Raw genomic sequence first — 15,168 nt, forward strand, 5'->3', positions numbered from 1 at the left:
TAGATCATTTCACCATTTCCTGTTGCACGAAAATATTGTTGTAAATATCTTCAATCTTGGAGGTCATCGCAGTGATGCTATGTTCTACTCTTGCCTGTTGTAACGCGGCGAATGCCAGTTTATCTCTGAAACCTTTATCGGCAGCCACTCTGCGAAGCACCTCGCATAATGCGGTTTTATCAGCCGGCGGAATCAGGATGCCGCTTACTTCATTTTCCAGCGCTTCGCGGGTACCGTCTACATCTGTGGCAATCACTGTTTTTCCCATTGCCATAGCTTCCAGTACGCCAATCGGATAACCTTCCCAAAGTGAAGGAAGACAATAGATATCAACTGCCTGGAGTACATCTGGTATATCAGAGCGGAAGCTGTCTAATACTACATTTGCAGAGATCCCTAATTGCTGTACCAGTCGGACAGCTTCCCCTTTTAATGGTCCGTCTCCTACCATGAGGAGTTTCAGGCGGGGTTGTTGTTGTACTGCCATTGCAAAGGAGCGTATCAGTCCCAGCGGATCTTTCTGGTCCGTCATACGGGCAATGAACCCTACTACAATATCTTCGTCTGTAAAACCATATTGCGCACGCAGATGATCGCTGGCGGCAGCTGGATTAAAACGTTCCAGGTTAACGCCATTGCGGATTACTACGGAACGGAATTTCCCAAAACTATCCAACCCTGTTTGTAGGTTAGATTCTGAAACGGCTATGTTTAACGTTGTTCTGCTGGTAATCCATTTTTCCGCCAGTTGTCTGGCCTTATGAACAGGCAGAGAAAGGCCATGATGAAATGACCAGCCATGTACAGTATATATTACAGGGAGATGCAGTTTCCACGATACGGGCAGGATATTCGTATTAGCGCGTGTGCCATGTACATGTATAATATCCACTTGTTTATCTTCGAGGAATTTTTTCACCTTGCCCCATACACGAAAATCAAAAGCTTTTTCCGAATGAATCACCTCAACGGGTATACGCATTCTTTTCAGAGAATCCACCATTGGGCCGTCTGTGAAAGAGAGCACGGTAGGTTCAAATCGGCTGCGGTCCAGATGATTCACCAGGTCCAGAATATGCCGTTCTCCTCCTCCCACTTTTCCCTGGTGGATGGTCTGTAGTACTTTTATTTTTTTGTTCATGTACATGTTCAACATTTTACAAGGGTTACTGCCATTTCAGGTGCCAGGAAACACCCTTCCAAAAAGCCTTCAAGTGTTCAGATTCCCTGCGGAGCAAAAAACCAAGGGTATTTTTGGGTATAGTGATACAGGTGAAATAGCCTGCAAACAATAGCAACTGATGCCACTTCACATTTCTCCGCATGAATAAAATCCGGTTACGGGTGAGGTAGTAAGTCTTTAGCGGGGAGTTTTTACCGGTGGAGGCAGACTCCTTATGGTAGATAAGCGCTGCAGGCTGAAAGTACAACTGGTAGCCCTTTCTACGGAATTGCTCGCACCAGTCCAGTTCCTCATAATAGAGAAAATACATATCTGGCATCGGACCCACGTCTTCCAGCACACTTCTTTTTATCATCATCGCCCCGCCATGTGCATACCAGGTATTCGTCAGTTCGGCATACTGACCATCATCCCGTTGTCCTCTGCCAATCATGGAGTTGCGGCCGGTTAACACATCCATTTTGTTGTAGCCCGCATATTCAATGATGCCAGGTTCGTAGAAGAAATGAAATTTGGGGCTTACGATGCCAGCGTCGGGGTGCGACTGAAAAACCTCCAGCAGCGCAGGGATTAGTCCTGGTGTAAACTCTGTATCATTATTCACCAGGAACAGATATTCGCCGGTAGCGGCTTGTATGCCCAGGTTGTTTCCGCCAGCAAATCCCAGATTGGTTTCGCTGCGGATCACTTTAACCCATGGATAATCTTTTGCGTAGAGCGCGGTAGGATTTTCCGACGAAGCATTGTCTACCACTATCATCTCCACTCGCTCATAATCATTTCGGGCAACAGACGCCAATAAGGCAGCTGTAACGGCTGCATTATTGTAGTTGACTGTTACAATAGAAACCAGCGGTATGTTGTTAACTTTCTGCATCTACCAACGGGTTGTTTACAGCGGTTTTATGATGACTGGTATGGATAAACGAAGTGCCGGCTCCTTTCAAACGGAATAGCAAACCCACCATGATGCCAATTGCTCTGGGCAGACTGATTACCGCCTGTACGAAGTAACGGCTGAAGAACTTTCTTGGAATGGGCAACAACAGGCTGGCGGCGTTCAGCGACCAGAGTATCAGCCAGCACCAGTAAGGGATAAACAGGTAGGCGCCGAAAATGAAATAGATAACAGGGATGAATGTGAGATATGCCAGTAACAACATTCTGGGTGGCATCAGGTTATGGCAAAGAAATAAATTCAGGTAATCGAAATTTCCTTTGCGCAAGGCATCCCAACCATTTTTACGATATTCCCAGAGGTAGCTGTATTGGGCTGCCAGCCAACGTTTGCGCTGACGGGCAAAAGCGGCCGGGTTGTCGATCTTTTCATCGAATACCAGCGCATCTTCCATATAATAAATAGACTGAACTGGTAATCCCAATTCAGCAAATATCTTTTTCTCCGCAATGATCATCTGTAGTATCTTATCTTCTCCGGTCCCATCTATGCGGGAAAATATTTCCCTGACAAGGCGGTAGTTGAAGACCATACCCGATCCTATTACAGAAGAGGATAAGCCCATGGCATTACTTCCTCTTCGGTAGATATGATTAGAGATAATTTCATTGGCAGTATCCAGTATAGCAAATGGCGTATCAATATTCTTGGCAACTCTGCGTGCTTGTATGACTTCATGTCCTTCCAGGAAGGCCTGGTTCATTTTCAGGAGGAAGTCGGCATCCAGTAGATTATCCGCATCGCTGATTACTGCGCCATCATATGATTTCTCCAGTTGGTTCATGGCCGCATGCAGGGCTTTAGCCTTGGTGCTGCGTTCGAAATAAACCGGAATCACGATAGCGCTTGTTGCTTGTAATGCTTGTATCGTAGCAGGTTGCAGCGAATCGGCAATTACCACAATATCATACAGCTCCCTGGGGTAATGCAATGCCTCATGTGCCTGTACGGTAGACAGAATAATTCCATCCTCCTTATAAGCAGGCACAAGAATCACAAATCTGCGGGACGCTTCCGGGTAAGGCGTATTACTTTTCTTCTTTCCGGCGAAAGTAGCCGCCAGACAGAATATCAGGTTATACAATACCCAGAAAGCCGGCACAGCAAACAACATCACTTCAATAACGGTCATTACTATACGTTTTCTTTTTGAACCAGGGCAAAAGGCGTATTCATCATGATCCACATATCATAGCCAAAAGAGTGTTTGTTGGCGTAGTTGATATCCAGACCTATTCTTTCTTCGACCGACATATCCTTATTTCCCCTTTTGCTGATCTGCCACAGCCCGGTGATTCCTGCAGGCGCATTGAAGCGCTGGGACCAGTCGTCCGTAGTGAGAGCAGCTGCCTCATATAAAGGCAGGGGGCGGTTTCCGACGAGCGACATATCGCCCAGTATTACGTTTACCAGTTGCGGTAATTCATCGATACTGGAGTTACGCAGGAAAGCGCCAAACTTGGTAATGCGCGGATCGTTGGATACTTTATAGAAGACAGCGCCGCCTTCATTGTTGCTATACTGGTTCAGGTGTTGGAGTTGTTGCAGTTTTTTATCTGCATCCGCCACCATGGTTCTGAATTTGTAGAACTTGAAAATTTTGTAATTCTTACCTGCACGTTTGGCAGCGTAAAAGATGGGGCCTTTCGACTCAAGGCGGATCACCAGCGCAATTATCAGCAGAAGGGGAGAAATCAGCAGCAGGATAGTACTTGCCAGCAGAATATCCACTCCCCTTTTCAGGATATAACCGATAGAGAGTTTCGTTCTTTTTTCGGCAGGTTTATCCTGGCGGGTAATGACGCTGAGATATTTGAATTTACTAACGAAAGCAATTTTCTTGTCGAGTGTATGTAACAGACAATCCCTTGTAATTACTTCATCGATAAAAGTGTACTTCCGGGCGAAAGCTTTCAGTTGATCGGATACCTGCTCAGAATACATAAAGAAAGGTATAGAGCGAAGGATCTGATTATCCTGAAAGTATTTTTCCCATTGTTCACATTCCTCTTCATAGCGGCTGTTAAAACGGTAGATGATAACAGCAGGTATTTTTCTGAACACGTTTAATACTTCAGAAATGGCAGCCTGCGCGGCAGCGAGGTCCTGGACTACCAGGAATTTGAAGTTACCGGGAGTATCTCTGATATCCAGGTAAGTGTTTCCGACGAAGATGATAATCTTTTCAGGGTTAAGTTGGCGAATCACAGCAGTTTCCGTTTTCTCATTCACAGGTTTCAGTGATGCAACAGGAGTTAATCCAGGTGTAAACGTTCCCATAATTACTATTTGGCGTTAAAACAATCGTTGGGTGTTCAACTGGCAGCTACCAGATGGCCATTCAGAATATCCGCTACAGAAGTCGACAACAGTACAGGATCAAAAGGCTTACTGAAAAAGGCCTGAACATTATGATGTTGGTTGACTGCAGCAATCGTATCTGCATCATTGCAGGCAGACAAAACTACCACAGGAATATCTCTATATAAATTACTCGCAGCCAGGAACTGTACCAGTTCATGTCCGTCTATATTTGGCATTTGCAAATCAGTGATAATAAGATCCGGGGTATGTCCTTTTGCTAACCACGACATAGCCACCAGTCCATCCTGTGCGGATACCACATGATAATTTTTGCTGAAGATAGCCTCCAGTAAAAATCTGATAGGTAAGCTATCATCTATTATTAATACTTTCTTTTTCATTCCACCTTCTGGTTTAAATGTTTAAAAAGTTGACATGGGTGCAAGCCAATACGGCAGCTAAACCATGGGAAGGCTTTTTCTGGGATCTGGTCGAAAATATTAGATTTTTATCAGGTGGTTTCTCGGAGGATACTTACGGAGATACATTGGCATCTCAGGGTCATAGGTTGTTATTTGTCTTTTAATACTTTAGCCACAACCGGGCGATTCAGATTGAGCGTAAAATTATATTTCTTTATAAATCAGTGATCATGTTTTTGGTAAACAGTAATTTTTTTCCGGTGAATGCATCAAATTTAAGTGTGAGTGTAAAAACACATAATCATAAATAATATTCTTCAGCGTATGATTTTGAAATACTGATATTGATTTATAATTTTACGATCCCAAAAACACCTGATGCCTTCATGTCCAATCCCAAATCCCGTTACTTATGAATAAAAGACTATTACTCATACTTGGAATTGGCGGATATGCGTTCCTGTTACTCATCACCCTTTTACATCATCAGCCGCCGCTATTTGATGAGCCGTTGTTTGTCCGTAATCTTTTCCTGATGGAGCAAGAGGGGCTGTCCTCCCGGTTTTTGCTGGAGATGAATGATCAGGCGCCTGGTCCACTGTATCAGATGATACATTATCCATTGTATTTCCTTACACGGTGGCAGATGCCAGGCCTTCGCCTGGTGAACATGACATTACTCGCAGGGATAACCTTCATGCTTATACGAATTATCGTACAACACTACAAGATAAATGCGCGCACTGCATTCCTATATGCATTGAATATAATGGCCGTACCAATGATCTGGCAGGTATCCGGAATGGCGTTGACAGAAATACCTCCTATATTCTTTTCCCTGCTGGCGATTTACTGGCTGTTGCTTGGTATCAACCCAGTGCAATCGGTTACAAAGAGTATTTTATACAGCCTACTTGCGGGAGCAGCGATGGGATTAGCCGTATTGGGAAGGAGTCCGTTTATAGTAATGATACCTGCATCGGGGGTATTATTATTGTATCATTGGAGAGATAGCCGGCGCTGGATGCTGGTGATACTATTTGCAGTAACGGCGCTGGCCATCTGTGCGCCGGTGATCTATATATGGAAAGGCTTGATGCCCCCCAAACAAGCGCTGGTAGCTGCCGGAGGATTTAGCCTGTGGCATGGTATCCTCGCTTTCGCATATGGCGCCATGATGACCATTATTATTGCGCCCTCCTGGTTTATTTATAACCGGAGGATACTGCTGGGATTACTGGTCACCTATGTAGTACTGGCGGTACTGAATATCTTTGTTTTACATTACAGCTATGCCCCATTGAGCGAAGCCCTGGAAAAGGTATTGCCAGCTGCATTGATGCGTATCTACCCGTTTGTGATCTCTCCTGTGCTGGCAACAATCGCCTTATATTATGTTGCAAGTAGTCTGTATCAGGCCTGGAAAAGAAGAGAGGAAGAGACATATCTCTTTCTGCTGGCCAGTTGCCTGTTAATCCTCGCTACCAGCTGCGGCGTCACGCATTTGTTCAGTAGTCGCTATGTAGCACAGGCGGCAGGATTAGCGGTACTCTTGCTCGTACCGTATGATCGGATCAGTTACTGGAAGCTGGCTCGTTTTGCCGTGGGTATGTTGATTGGTCTTTTATCGCTTGAAACTTATTTCCTGTTTCGTTAGTATAATATCTATGATTGTCTGGAAACTCCTATGCCTTTTTAGTTTGGTTACCATTTTCTACAGTTATCTGGGATATGGTATAGTATTGTACCTCGTACTGCGGGTTAAACGCCTCTTCTGGCGTGCAACGCCGCCGCCTGTAGGCGATTACACACCAACTGTAACTTTCCTTGTAGCCGCTTATAACGAAAGCGCTTTTATCCATCTGAAAATTGCCAATACCCTGGAGCTGGAATATCCGAAAGATAAATTCAGGATACTCTTTGTAACAGATGGAAGTACCGACTCCACTAATAATATCATCAGCAGATATGAAGGAGTGGAACTAATGTATGAACCACAACGCAATGGAAAAACAGCGGCCGTAAACAGAGCGATGAAACTGGTGGACAGTGAGATAGTTATTTTCTCGGACGCCAATACCCTGCTCAATCCGGAGGCTGTGAGGGAGTTGGTGAAACATTTCCGCAATGAAAAAACAGGCGCAGTAGCCGGAGAAAAGAAAGTGATTCCTCGGGCCGACAGTGGTACAGAAGGCGCAGGCGAAGGCGCCTACTGGAAATATGAATCCCTACTCAAACGCTGGGATGCAGAGCTATACAGTGTGATGGGTGCCGCAGGAGAATTGCTGGCTGTAAGAACAAAGCTATACCAGCCGGTTTCGGAAGACACGATTCTGGATGATTTCATGATCTCCTTCAATATCAATCGGATGGGCTATACGGTGCAGTATGAATCCCGCGCTTATGCGATGGAATCGCCGTCTGCCTCCCTGACAGAAGAATTCAAGCGAAAAGTACGAATCGCCGCTGGAGGGTTTCAGGCAATGGGACGCTTACTGGAGTTGCTAAATATTTTCCGATATCCTGCCATTACCTGGCAGTATGTATCGCACAGGGTCTTGCGATGGACCTTGGCGCCGCTATGTCTGGCACTCCTGCTTATCAGTAATCTGATGGTGATCTTTAACGGGGCCGACTATACGTTTATTATCTTGTTTGTATTACAAATGTTATTCTACGGGGCCGCCTATACGGGATTTCTGATGGCACAGCATGATATGAAAATCAAGTACTTTTATATACCCTTTTATTTTGTATTCATGAATATTGCAGTATATAAAGGCTTCATCCGCTTTATGCGCGGGCGTCAATCCGCCATATGGGAGCGTTCAGAACGCGCAATAGAGGGATAAATGTATTTTGCAGTGGGCTGCATTCAACCGAATAAACGATGCGTTCCCTAACAAAAAAATAACTTTTACGTAAAAATGATACCGATTTAAAACAGCCGAAGTAAATTAGCGGCCGATACCGGATATACCTCGAGAAGAATAATAGAGTACAGATGTGATTGCCAATATACTCGGGGACCCCAGTAATACAACCTAACCAATAATTCACCTTATCCTTCGTTAAAGCCAACTTTGGTTTGGAATAATTAATCCCAATCCTCCAACAATTTTTGCCATCTCCTTTGGAATTCATGTGTTTTCGTATGTGCGTTAACGTATGTGTAATGCCGTATGCCAACATCCATAGTTACAGCGCAATTCACTGTCCTATTCATAAACATGAATGTTATGCAAAAATTTCTACAAATCCTGTTCTGCGTTCTTCTGCTATGTTTCAAGCAGGCCAGTTCACAGAGCGTTATTGACCCCAATGATCCCATCGTCAGGTACACCAGCGGAACTCTGCCGGCACAACCTGCTGATGGTACAATAGGAAAATGGATTAGCACCGACAGAAGTGGAAACATGCCATACGGCTGGAAATCCACTCCCCTGAAAGCTTATATCTACAGAGGTATGGCTTTCCGTGTGCAATTTCCTAAATCCTATAACCCCACCGCAAACGACGGAAAAAAGTACCCCGTATTCGTATTCTTTCATGGTAGAGGCGAATCTGGCCCTATCTCTGACAATGAATGGCAGCTGTATCACGGCGGCTATATCTTCAGTAATGCAGTGCTCAATGGACAGTTCGACGGCTACCTTCTTTACCCCCAAAATACCGGCGGCTTCTGGACAGACTTTGAATTAAGCCGCGTTAAAGAAATCCTTGATTACATGGCTGCCAACAATAAGGTGGACTTATTTCGTGTAATTGATAATGGTCTCTCCAGTGGAGGAGCTGGCACCTGGGACTTCAAAACATCTTATCCTTCTTATGTGGCTACCTGCTTACCTATGAGTAACTCAGGTATCTCTTTAAAAACACCGGCCACTATAGATAAATATAAATTCTCTCCGGTTTGGCTTTTCCAGGGAGCGCTGGATGGTTCTCCTGCGCCATATACTTCTACTGATGTTGTAAACACTGCGCTTGCAGCTGGGGCCAACATCCGGTATACCATCTACGATGGCGTAGCACACGATACCTGGTATCACGCCTGGGCAGAAACAGATTTTCTTCCAACCATGAACCGGGCACATATCCTGACGCCATGGCCACTCTTCGGCAGATCCGAATTCTGTACCGGAGATCCTATCAACCTTACCGTAGGTATCTCTCCGGGATTCTCTGCCTACAAATGGCAGAAGGATGGTCAGGATATTCCTAATTCAAATTCCAACTCCATAAATGTTACGGCACTTGGCTCTTATGCAGTCAGCGTTTCCAGAGATAACGGCGTTACCTGGTCTGTTTTCTCTCCTACCCCACTGGTAGTAAAAATCAAAGCGCCTACACAAACGCCGCCTATCACCACAGGAATGAAGAGCAATGTGATACCCGCGCCAGATGGCAGCACCAGTGTCACTATGCGCCTTCCTGCAGGTTATACAGTGTATAATTGGTTTAACTCCTCCAATCAGCTGGTGAGCACGGACAGTACTTATACCACCAGCGTTGTAGGCACTTACACCGCGAAAGTAACAGAACAATACGGCTGCTCCAGCAATGCTTCTGCACCGTTCTCGATTATCAATGCCAACGGGCCCAACGGACCGGATGGTATACAGTCGCTCACCGCTACGCCAGTTTCAAAAACAGCCCTGCGCCTCGACTGGACCGACAAAGTGAATCCTCAATACAACGAAACTTTATTTGAGGTATATCGCTCCCTGACAGCCGGTGGCCCATACACACTGGTCGCAAAGGTTCCTCAGGATGTCGTTACCTATACAGATAATGGACTGATACCTAATACCAATTATTATTATGTCATTCGTCCAATCAATAACAACGCTGCCGGCCCAGTGTCAGCAGAGGTACGTGGCGCTACCATTGCAGACACGAATCCTCCTACCCCTCCGGCCAACCTGCGCCTGAATGGACCTAGTACCAGCAACTCTATTCCAATTGCCTGGGATGCCTCTACAGATGATGTAGGCGTTGCTTCTTATGAAGTATATGTGAATGGTGTGAAAACGTATACAGTAGATGCCAGCCAGACCAACGTGGTATTATATGGCCTCACCAGTCAGCAATACTACAGTATATACGTAGTGGCAAAAGACCTGAGTGGCAACTACTCTGTTCCTAGTTCACAGCTTGCCATCAATGCGATAGGACGCGGCTGGAAATGGACCTACTACGAAACGCCTAGCGGTACGACCTGGAGTAATCTGCCGAACTTTAGCAATTTAACAGCGTTGGCAAGCGGCTACAGCATGACCATCGATATATCTGTTCGTCAGCAGGATGTGAACTATGCCATGATGTGGACGGGATATTTACGTATACCCACTACCGGTTCTTATCAGTTCCAGACTTATTCCGATGACGGAAGTAAACTGTTTGTCAACAAAGCTTATACCAACACCGGTTCTGCCACTGTAAATAATGACGGCGCACATGCGGCCCAATATGCATCCTCTGCGGGTACGATGTCGCTGACAGCAGGACAAGTAGTGCCTATTACCGCTGTATACTTCCAGGCAGGCGGCGATCAGGTGATGCAGGTAAAATGGAAAATACCTGGTAGCAGCAACTTTGTAGACATAGATCCATCTTATCTACAGGAAAGCGCTACCAACAGCGGCGCTACTCCCAACTCGCCTTCTGCCATCACCGCAGTAGCTAACTCTTATAAGAGTGTAACCGTTAGCTGGACAGATAACGACACTAACGAGGACGCCTTCGAAATATACAGAGCCAGCGCGCAGAAAGGCGCCTTCTCCATCATTGGACGCGTGTCTTCCAATACTACCAGCTTCACGGATATGCAGGTACAACCTAATACCCGCTATTATTACCGTGTAATTGGCGTAAACAAATACGGCTCCAGCGCACAGATCAACTCCTATCCATATACCGCCATCTGGAAGTTGAATGGTAATACTGCCGATTCCAGCTATGCAGGCAATAATGCGACGGCAGGATCAGCTGTAACCTATACTACAGATGCAAAAGAAGGTACACAGGCAGCGGTACTCAATGGTAGTGCTAACGCATTTATTACGTTGAGTAATGGTACCTCCGGTAGCTTCCTCCAGGATGCCTACAGCAAACGCACCATTTCGATGTGGATCAAACCCACCAACGTTACAGTGGCTAATCAGTATATCTTCGAACAGGGAAGCCGCGGAAATGGCCTCGCTATCCGACTGAATAAAAATGTACTGGAAGCAGCTTATGGCGGTAATGGTAACAGTACCCCCATCAAAGCAACGGTAACGCCTACACTCAGCAGCAATACCTGGTATCATGTTGCTGTCGTTTTTGATACTAACGGCAGACTGAAAATTTATCTGAACGGTTACTTGTATCAAAGCTCCACGAATACCAGCACCGCTATTTCCAATAGTACGGAAACGGCCTATATTGGTAAAGCCAGTGGTACCAATAGTTCCAACAATGCGTTCAATGACGGTTCTCCTGCTGCCTTCTATGGCATTGTCGATAATGTGATCATTATAGACAGCTCCATAACTGATATCGCATCATTGCAGGCCAATACACTGCCACTGAACCTCGTCACTACTGGTAGCCTTCCAAGCGCTCCGGCAGATCCGGGTACACTGACTGCCGCCGTACAAGGTAAAGCCATCAATCTTACCTGGAAAGACAATGCCAATAACGAAAACCAATATGAGATCCAACGTTCCGTTGGCAGCAGCACCGATTATCGCAACTTCGCGACCATCAATGCGATCCCTGGAACCGGCGCACAGGCATCTTATACCGACTCCAGCGTATTCGCCAACGAAACCTATAATTATCGCGTTCGTGCAGTGAATGATGGCGGACAATCTAACTACTCTAATGTTGCCTCCGCCACTGCTCCGAATAATCCGCCGAAAGTGGCCCCTATTCCTAGCAGAACTATCCGGTATGACAATCCGATCCAGATCCCGTTAGTGGCCACTGATCCGGATGGCGATCCGATTACGTTCACTTTTATGAACCTGCCTACTTTCATTACGCAGGTAAATGGTCCTAACGGCCCTTATCTAAATGTGGCTACAGATAGTACCAAGCAAGGTGCTTACCTCAATATCGTAGTCATTGCAAATGATAACCACGGCGCCAGCGATACCACCAATTTTAGTATTGTTATCAATAATAACTATCCTCCGGTACTCAATGCTATCACAAACGTGAGTATGCTGGAAGGAGAAACACAACAAATCAATCTGACGGCTACCGACCAGGATACCAACAATACCTACACCTGGACCGGCGTGAACATGCCATCCTTCATTACGCTCAATGGCAATGGACTGAATTGCACCGCCACTATCAATCCAAGTTATGTAGATGCAGGTACTTATCCTGTAAGCATCAGAGTGACGGATAACCAGGGTGGTACAGATGTGAAAACATTCACGCTCACTGTCAGCAAAGGTCATCCAAATGGCCGCGTACTGGTTAACTTCAACAGAAGAACGGTGACTTCCTGGGATGGTTGGAATATCCTCCAGACAGCTTCTGCTACCAATCTCAGAAATCAACAAGGCGATACCACCAGAATAGGTATTCAGATGAAGAATCTGGGTATGCTCTGGAACCCCGCCCCTCCTAATGTTCCAAGTGGCGCCACTACGGCTTACCCAACCAATGTAATAAGTGAATACACTTATTTCGGGGCATTAACTTACAATCAACCAGATTCTATCCCAGTTATCATTTCCGGTTTGGATGTTTCAAAACTTTATTATTTGAAATTCTTCTCCGGAGGCAGTTCCTGGATGGATAATCTGAATGGAGCAACCACTTATCGTGTTGGCGACAGCACCAAAACGCTTTATACCCTCAATAACTATAGCAATACTGCTAACTTCTATAATCTCAAACCAAATCCTGACGGTACAATCCTTGCCGCCGGTATGAGGAAAGATCCAAGTTACGTAGGTGAATTCAGCGTGATAGAACTTGGCTGGAACTTTGATGATGGCCTCGCTCCTGCCACTCCAAAAAATCTTGTTGGCAGCATTGAAAATCAAAAAGCAAAACTGACCTGGATAGATGTAGCCTATAACGAAACCAGCTACCAGATATTCAGAAGTCAGGATAGTATTAATAACTACACCCTGCTGGCCAGCACTCCTCCGGATGCTACCAGCTATGTAGATGCCACTGCATTGGGTAACCAGACTTATTATTATCAAGTCCGCGCATTCAACAGCGCAGGTGGCTCTATGTTCTCCAACTATGTAGGTATTACCCTGCCAAATAAAGATCCAATACTGGATTCCATTCCGGATGTAAAAGTGCGTGCAGGCAACGGACAATCCATCACTCTGCATGCAACAGATGATGCAGCCGACCAACCAGGACTTCAACTCCTGGCAATAGGATTGCCATCATTCGCAGTATTCACAGATGGCGGCAATGGTAACGGACAAATAGTATTCAGTCCATCTACCGACAACGTAGGCACCTACAATATCACTATTCAGGTGAAAGATATCCATGGCGGTATCGGAACCAGAAACTTCAGACTGTTTGTTTCTGATAAGAATACTACATTAACTTACTTCAACCTGGGCGCAAGTCAGACTGCATCTGCTCCTTGGAATACCGTAGTAGGTCCTCCATTAGTAGGCGCTGGTGCGAAATCCAATGTACTGGATGAAAACAACACGCCTAATGGCATGAGCTTCTATCTGCTGGAAGGCTTCACAGACGGTTGGTATACGGATAATGGCATGAACACTGGTCAGAATGCCGGTATCTATCCGGATTCAATCATGATGACTTCCTGGTACCTGAAGAGTGGTACCACCAGGAAAATGGTGGTTCATGGCCTTGATCCAAACAAACGATACAACTTCGTATTCTTTGCCAGCCAGAACTATGGTTTTGATGCTACGACTACGTATACTATCGGTACCCAAACAGTCACCCTTAACGGCGCATACAACATCGGCAAAACGGTTCAGATCAACGGCATTACGCCTAGCGGAGATTCTGCACTGATTACGTTTACCAGACCATCCACGCAAGATCCGAAGTCATGGGCTTACATCGGTACGCTGGTGGTAGAATCATATGATCCAACAGTGGCGGTAGTTAGTCCTGGTAGTCTCCGTGCAACCGTTCTCGATAACAAACGTATCTCTCTTGTTTGGGCTGATCGCAGTAATAACGAAACCGGCTTCCAGATCTGGAGAAAAACAGGCATTACCGGTACAGAATCGTTGCTGGCTACAACAGTCGCTAACACCACTGCTTACCTAGATAGCACGCTTACTGCCAATACGCCTTATATCTATCGAGTAAGAGCCGTGAAATCAGGCGTTTACTCCGACTACAGTGCAAGTGCAGGCGGTACCACCTTTGCCTTGAACGTCTATGTCAATTTCTGCGATACCAGCTACGCCCCTGCGCCATGGAACAATACTTCCAGACGTCCGGCTCCAGGAGTACTCATCTCCAATCTGAAAGATGATAGCGGCGTACCTACCAATATCGGCATGACGATCATGGACAACTTCGCAGGTATATATGGCGGTCAGGGTATGACCACAGGTAATAATTCCGGTGTATATCCTGATGCAGTGATGAAAGAAAACTTTGTACTGTTTGCAGGTGCACACGCCAGCATGAAGATTACAGGTCTCAACCAGTCGCTGGCCTACAACCTGACCGTCTTCTCCAGTGCACTGGACCTGATGGACTATAATACCAAGTTTACTGCCAACGGCAAACAGGTAACCTGGTTGAACGCTTATTATAACACCAAGGGTACTGCTACCATTTTCAACGTGGTTCCAGATCAGAATGGTGAAATCAGACTGGATGTAGACGCAGGTCCTAATTCCAGCTATGGCTTACTGGGCGCAATGGTGATTCAAGGTTTCACACCTTCCAGCCCAGGTGCAGTTCCAGGCAGCTTACAAACTCTGAATCAGAATGTAAAAGTGGCCACCGATCAACCTGCCATGAGTACAGCTAACAACAACACATCAACGGTATTCGCAGATGTTACCGCATTCCCGAATCCGTTTGTAAATCAGCTGAACATTGACATGACCATGAATCGCAATTCAAGCGTAATACTGGAAGTGTTCAATCTCAACGGACAGAGAGTGTACGGCGAAATGCTGTCGCAGATTCCGAAAGGAAGATCAACACTTAGAATCAATACAGGAGCAAGTATCACTATACCAGGATACTATCTCATCAGGTTAACCGATGATCAGCATAAGACGAAAGTCATTCGTGCGATCAAGCAATAAATAAATTCATTCAAT

General features: G+C 45.7%; 8 protein-coding genes. 3 read left to right on the top strand and 5 right to left on the bottom strand.

Annotated features, from left to right (window positions below; all coding sequences use genetic code 11):
* Positions 1-4: 4 nt before the first annotated feature.
* Genes CLV59_RS15500 through CLV59_RS15520 form a run of 5 tightly spaced genes read right to left on the bottom strand, consistent with a single transcriptional unit; the run spans position 5 to position 4,846 of the window.
* Positions 5-1,141 carry a glycosyltransferase gene (locus tag CLV59_RS15500; protein ID WP_170137775.1) on the bottom strand — a complete coding sequence of 379 codons (1,137 nt, stop codon included), beginning with the start codon at positions 1,139-1,141 and terminating at the stop codon, positions 5-7.
* Positions 1,142-1,166: 25 nt separating this feature from the next.
* Positions 1,167-2,060, bottom strand: coding sequence for a glycosyltransferase family 2 protein (locus CLV59_RS15505; protein WP_111592976.1), 894 nt, complete (start codon positions 2,058-2,060; stop codon positions 1,167-1,169).
* Positions 2,047-3,273, bottom strand: coding sequence for a glycosyltransferase family 2 protein (locus CLV59_RS15510; RefSeq protein ID WP_111592977.1), 1,227 nt, complete (start codon positions 3,271-3,273; stop codon positions 2,047-2,049). Before CLV59_RS15510 ends, CLV59_RS15505 begins: the two co-directional genes overlap by 14 nt.
* Positions 3,274-3,275: 2 nt before the next feature.
* Positions 3,276-4,421 (bottom strand): sugar transferase, encoded by a 1,146-nt coding sequence (locus CLV59_RS15515; protein ID WP_245950880.1) that lies wholly within the window; start codon positions 4,419-4,421, stop codon positions 3,276-3,278.
* Positions 4,422-4,456: 35 nt separating this feature from the next.
* Positions 4,457-4,846, bottom strand: coding sequence for a response regulator (locus CLV59_RS15520; RefSeq protein ID WP_111592978.1), 390 nt, complete (start codon positions 4,844-4,846; stop codon positions 4,457-4,459).
* 433 nt (positions 4,847-5,279) lie between these two features.
* On the opposite strand from CLV59_RS15520, the gene CLV59_RS15525 reads away from it, so the two are divergent.
* From CLV59_RS15525 to CLV59_RS15535, 3 genes are all read left to right on the top strand, one after another.
* Positions 5,280-6,524: a hypothetical protein gene (locus tag CLV59_RS15525; protein ID WP_111592979.1), complete on the top strand. Its 1,245-nt coding sequence runs from the start codon at positions 5,280-5,282 to the stop codon at positions 6,522-6,524.
* Positions 6,525-6,534: 10 nt separating this feature from the next.
* On the top strand, positions 6,535-7,719 hold the full coding sequence (locus CLV59_RS15530; RefSeq protein ID WP_111592980.1) for a glycosyltransferase family 2 protein: 1,185 nt from the start codon (positions 6,535-6,537) through the stop codon (positions 7,717-7,719).
* A 387-nt stretch (positions 7,720-8,106) separates the two neighbouring features.
* A complete protein-coding gene (locus tag CLV59_RS15535) occupies positions 8,107-15,153 on the top strand; it encodes a fibronectin type III domain-containing protein (protein ID WP_170137776.1) in 7,047 nt (2,348 codons plus the stop codon).
* The last annotated feature ends 15 nt before the right edge of the window (positions 15,154-15,168 follow it).

The sequence above is a fragment of the Chitinophaga dinghuensis genome (assembly GCF_003259435.1).
GTDB lineage: Bacteria > Bacteroidota > Bacteroidia > Chitinophagales > Chitinophagaceae > Chitinophaga > Chitinophaga dinghuensis.